This window comes from Roseomonas sp. TS2 (genome assembly GCF_058833935.1).
In genome coordinates, this window is the sequence record NZ_JCACVY010000301.1 from 1 (window position 1) to 3,301 (window position 3,301).

Annotated in this window: 2 protein-coding genes and 1 pseudogene; all 3 read right to left on the minus strand. The window is 77.0% G+C overall.

Going from position 1 to position 3,301, the window contains the following annotated elements; genetic code table 11:
* A pseudogene (locus ACZJYS_RS23680) lies at positions 1-542 on the minus strand (O-antigen ligase domain-containing protein); the annotation flags it as partial.
* Positions 539-1,390, minus strand: coding sequence for a hypothetical protein (locus ACZJYS_RS23685; RefSeq protein WP_109515726.1), 852 nt, complete (start codon positions 1,388-1,390; stop codon positions 539-541). The pseudogene ACZJYS_RS23680 and the gene ACZJYS_RS23685, both read right to left, overlap by 4 nt.
* Positions 1,391-1,417: 27 nt before the next feature.
* The gene (locus ACZJYS_RS23690; protein WP_493180556.1) at positions 1,418-3,136 is read right to left on the minus strand and encodes a heparinase II/III family protein; all 1,719 of its coding nucleotides are present in this window, start codon (positions 3,134-3,136) and stop codon (positions 1,418-1,420) included.
* Between the last annotated feature and the right edge of the window lie 165 nt (positions 3,137-3,301).

Below are 3,301 nucleotides of genomic sequence, written 5' to 3' on the forward strand. Positions count from 1 at the left end.
AGCCCGGCGGCGCAGGCGATGGCCAGCCCGGCGAGCTGGTACTGCACGCGCAGCATGTCGGGGCTGGTGGTGCCGGCCATGCCGCCCAGCACCACCTGCCCGGTGGCCAGCCCCACCGCCACCGACACCGCCACCAGCGGCCCGCTGGCCAGGGTGACGGCCACCGCCAGCCGCCGCGCCCCGGCATCGGCGCCGACCGCCAGCCCGGCCAGCAGCATCACCGGCGCCAGCAGCACCACCTCCGGCAGCTTGGCGGCCAGGATGGCGCGGCTGCCGCTCCAGCTTCCCGCCAGCACCAGCCACAGCCACAGCAGCGCCGCCCCCGCCAGCGGCGGCCCGAGCCCCGGATGCAGCCACCAGCGCCGCGTCAGCCCCAGCACCGCCAGCAGCGGCAGCAGCAGCGCGCCGGCCAGCAGCGTCAGGTCCACCGGCAGGGCGGCGCCGAGCGGGGTGGATTTCAGCGCGCCCGCCAGATGCAGGATGGCGGCGGCGGCGCCCGCCAGGCTGCCCAGCGCCGCGCTGTCGATGCGCGGCGCGCTCACCGCCGCCGCCGCCCCTCCCGGGGCGGGCCGCGCAGCAGCACCAGGCAGGCGCCGAGGAAGGCGCAGGCGAGCGGCACCGCCACCGCCAGCATGGCCAGCAGCAGCGGCCGGTTGGGCAGCGAGGGCCGCAGCTCCACCGCCGGGCCGGAGACCAGACGCGCCGCCACCGCGCTGTCGGCGCCGATCACCAGCAGGGCACGCTGGTGCTGCGCCAGCAGCTCGAACAGGGGGGTGCGCAGGTAGATGTCGCGCTCCTGCGCCAGCCGGGCCTCCAGCGTGGCGACGCGGCGGCGCACCAGCGCCATCAGCTCCTCGCGCACCCGCCGCTCGGCGAAGTCGTGCAGCCGCGCCAGCAGCTCCAGCGCCAGTTCGCGCCGCGCATGCGCCAGCTCCAGCGTCCAGGTGACGGAGGCGAGCGACTGGGTGACGGACAGGCTCCGTTCCAGCCAGCGCTGCGCGTCATCGGCGTCCGGCGGGCGGTCCAGCCCCAGCGCGGCGCGCAGCGGGGCGAGCGGGCCATCGGCGCGCGACTCGGCCAGCGCCTCCGCCAGCGGCGTCTCGCGCAGGAGCATGGCGGTGGCCTCTGGGCTTCGTAGCGCCGCGAGGTAGATGGCGAAATTGCCGCCCGGCCGCGTGTCCAGCAGGTTGCCCGGCGCCAGGCTGTTGGCCGAGATCAGGGTGGAGACGGCGATGCCGGAGGTCTCGGCCGGCGCCACCACCGCCGCCGCCACATAGGCGCGCGGCCAGCCGAGGATCAGCGCGGCGCCCAGGCCCCAGCCCAGCAGCACCGCCAGCAGCAGCCAGCGCCAGAGGCGCCATACCCCTCTCAGAAGCTGGTCGAGCGGCATCGCGTCGGTGGCGAGCGGGCCACGGCCTCAGCCCAGCTCGATCTGCGTGGCCAGGCAGGTGATGGGCGCCAGGGCCCGCACGGTCAGCACCGGGCAGGAGCGCACCACGCCATAGGCGGGGCTCTCCCAGCCCTCTTCGAGGGTGATGTGCAGCGGCGCGTCGGCGGTCACCCGCAGCCGGTCCGGGCCTTCCACCCCGCCGGGGCGGAGCCGCCATGCGCCGGGCCCCAGCCGCCAGCGCAGCGTCAGCGCATGGAAGGGTCCGCTCACCGTGTCCAGCACCGTCCAGCTGCGCCCCTCGGCCCGGACCTGGCGGTGATGCCGGTTGCCCCGGCCGTCGCGCAGCGCCGCGCCGTCGGGCAGCGGGCGCAGGCGGGGCCAGCGGGCGAGCAGGAAGCGCGACAGGCGCGGCATCGGCTCCCGCCCGTCGAAGGTGATGGTGTTGTGCGCGGCGGCGGCGGGGAAATAGTCCAGCCACCATTCCTGGCCGGTGGGGGGGTTGTAGGCGCCGGTGCCGGCATCGGTCAGCACCGGGCGGTCGCCGTCCCACAGCTCGAAATGCAGCATGTCGGCCTGGCCGGGGCGGAAGCGCAGCGGGCCGGTCCGCAGCAGGGCGCGCGCGCCCGCCACCGCCCAGCCGCGGCTGCCGGTGGCCACCCATTCGGCCGGGCGCAGCGCCACCGGCAGCCCTTCCGGCAGGCCCAGCCAGCGGCAGCCCGGCTCCTCCGCGAAGCCGGCCGATTCGCCGGCGAACAGGCGCATCGCCCGCTCCACGCTGCCGCGCGCATCAGCCGCGCCGCCGGCCGAGAGATCGGCCAGGGCCGAGCCGTCCTGGTGGCCCAGCGCCGGCAGCGCGCCCTGGGCCGAGACCAGCCGCGCCAGCCAGCGCGCCGCCGCCGCCGCGCGGGCGGTGAAGGGCTCGGGCAGCGGCGGCGCGCCCTGGTGGCGGCGCAGCGCCTCCACCACCGAGAGCACGTCGAGCAGCAGCCGGTGATAGCCGGTGGAGAGCTGGGCGAAGCCGCCATCCGGCGCCACCAGCCGCGCCAGGGCGGCGGCCAGCTCCTGGCCGGCGCGGCGGGCCATGGCCGCGTCCCCCAGCAGCCAGCCGCAGGCGAGCAGCCCGGCGGGCTCGCTGATGCTGTGGTTGTTGTCCTGCGCCCGGGCATAGGCGCGGGTGGCCAGGATGCGGCGGGCATGCAGCGCCAGCAGGTCGCGCGCCGCCGGGCCGGGGCGGCGCAGCCCGGCCAGCATCAGCGCCAGGGCCAGATGCAGCACGCGCAGCGCCGCCTCCTGCCCGCAGGCCCAGTTCGGCCCGCGGAAGGGCGGGTTGGCGTCGGTCCAGGCGGCAAGGCGCGCCTCCAGCCGGGCGCGGTGGCCTTCCTCCGGCCACAGCCGCGCCGCCTGCACCAGCAGCGGCAGGCAGGCCAGGCGGTTCGCCTCCCAGACCGGGCGCACATCGCCCGGGTTGAACAGGTCCAGCGCCAGGGCCGGCCTGTCGGCGGCGAAGGGGCCATGGCAGACGGCGCCTGGCAGCGACTCCAGCGCGGCCCGCAGCCTGGCCTGCACCTCCGGCGCCAGAATGGGCGGCGGCGGCAGCGCGGCGAAGCCCAGCAGGCCCACCGGCGGCGGCGGCGCGTCGCGCAGCGCCTGCTGCGGCAGCCCGGCGGCCTGCCGCAGCCGGTGCAACCCGTACTGCGCCAGGGCATGGGGCCCGAGGCGGCAGGCCACGTCCGCCAGCAGCCACATCCGCGACGGCTCAGGATTGCGCGCTTGGATCGCCATGAAGAAGCTGATAATCCAATCATCACTTTTTAGCGAGCATTTCGTGGCCCCGCCTGTTGCGGGAAAAAGGCCCTTCCGCATGCCGCCTTCCGGTGCGCCGTCTCGTCCTCTCCGCTGGCCGGCCCGCCT

Coding starts and splice junctions, on each gene's coding strand:
- ACZJYS_RS23685 (WP_109515726.1), bottom strand. CDS start 1,390: ATGCCGCTCGACCAGCTTCTGAGAGGGGTATGGCGCCTCTGGCGCTGG.
- ACZJYS_RS23690 (WP_493180556.1), bottom strand. CDS start 3,136: ATGTGGCTGCTGGCGGACGTGGCCTGCCGCCTCGGGCCCCATGCCCTG.